Origin of the sequence: Deinococcus aerophilus, assembly GCF_014647075.1 — a bacterium.
Classification (GTDB): Bacteria; Deinococcota; Deinococci; order Deinococcales; family Deinococcaceae; genus Deinococcus; species Deinococcus aerophilus.
Map to the genome: position 1 here is coordinate 1 of NZ_BMOM01000076.1, position 1173 is coordinate 1173.

Annotated in this window: 1 protein-coding gene; it reads left to right on the plus strand. The window is 59.5% G+C overall.

What is annotated here, in order from left to right:
- Nucleotides 1–364: 364 nt before the first annotated feature.
- Entirely contained in the window at nt 365–1120 is a 756-nt protein-coding gene (locus IEY21_RS16625; protein ID WP_188905454.1) for an IS982 family transposase, read from the plus strand.
- The last annotated feature ends 53 nt before the right edge of the window (nt 1121–1173 follow it).

Consider the following 1173-nt stretch of genomic DNA (forward strand, 5'->3'; position numbering starts at 1 on the left):
CTCCATTAATGCTCCACCCCCAGCCCCCCTCCCACAAGGGGGGCTTTCTCTATGCCTGCCCCTGCCCTGCGGGGACCGGCCACCGCCCCTTCACGGCGGCCCCAACACACAGGCCTCAACACACGGGGCGCAGCCTGAAAAAGCTGCGCCTGCGTGGGGTTCCTGTGGTGCTGCTGCTGGTGCCGAGAGCGGGACTTGAGCCCGCCAAGTGCGCGTGGTCAAGGTGTCCTGAAAGGCCCGGGTGTAGGCCTCCCAGTGTTCCCGCTCGGCCAGAGCCGGCTGTGGACCATGGGCTCGCCAAGATTCATATCACCGCGAATAGGGGTTGACCTGAACGGCAAAAAATGCGAAAGGGACGGTGCGTATGTGCCGTCCCGACTTGACTCTGCTGCCGCTTCCCACCGCTGTCACGTTTCTAAGCCACTGGATCGCCCCATATATCCCGGCGAAATTGCTTCACCAACACGAAAAAATCTCCGATGCAGATTTGCTGGCCGTCGCTCTTCTCCAAAAGCTTCACAAGATGCCCTACTTCAGCCGTTGGTGGCGATTTCTCAAGCTCAACCACTTCCCGCATTTTCCGTCTGAACCTCAGGCCCGCATTCGGCTGGCTCGATTGACGTTGGTGGTCGAGCAACTGGCAACCGAAGTCCAGGAACTGGACTTCGTCGCTGTCGACTCCGAGCCCCTGCCCGTCTCGACCTTTAAGCGCGCTCCACGGTGCAAGTTTCGTGGGGCACGCCACGGATTCAGTACGGCTGGGCCGGTCTACGGCTTCAAACTCCATGCCTGGAGCGCTCTGAATGGCAAAATCGTGCGGTACGCGATTCGTCCTGCCAATGAGCACGATTTCAGTGTGCTCTGCGAGATGAACAGAAATTGGCCCGCGTATGGCGGGCCAAAACAGATCGGGGATAAGGGGTATCAGTCGGGGACTTGTCTGACGCCGCCGAAAGTTAATGCGAAACGGATTGATCCGCGTTGGAAACCGGAGTACGGAGCAGCCAGGAAGTGTGTGGAGTCCGCATTCTCCGTGCTGGCGGGGGCTGGACTACGCTGGGGTCAGGTCAAGACGTACCTGAGCCTTCGACTGAAGACCAATTGCGTAGTTGGGTTGTGAGTTGAGTTGGGGAGGCGCTGCCTCCCCAACTCACTGTTCTGGTGATTTAAGCG